We start from the raw sequence: 203 nt of genomic DNA, 5'->3' as shown, positions 1-203 counted from the left end.
GAACATGTCCAGGTCTTCCAAAGGTACTGTCGAACAACCGGGCAAGAAGGTCAGCCAGAAGTCGGGCCTGAACCGAGCTATCCTCGATCAGGGATGGGGCGAGTTTCGCCGCCAGCTTGGCTATAAGCTTGGGTGGAACGGCGGCATGTTGCTGGCCGTGCCAGCGCAGCACACCAGCCAGACGTGCCCGGCTTGCGGCCACG

The 203-nt window shown here is 62.1% G+C and carries 1 protein-coding gene; it reads left to right on the top strand.

The genetic code is table 11. The features are described from left to right. A partial coding sequence (locus F1735_RS38765; protein WP_222853233.1) for a zinc ribbon domain-containing protein occupies positions 1-203 on the top strand: 203 nt, incomplete at both ends.

It is taken from the genome of Massilia genomosp. 1 (assembly GCF_011682185.1).
Taxonomy (GTDB): Bacteria; Pseudomonadota; Gammaproteobacteria; order Burkholderiales; family Burkholderiaceae_D; genus Telluria_A; species Telluria_A rubra.
The sequence above is the reverse complement of the archived record's forward strand: the minus strand, read 5'-3'. Positions and strand labels throughout refer to the sequence as shown.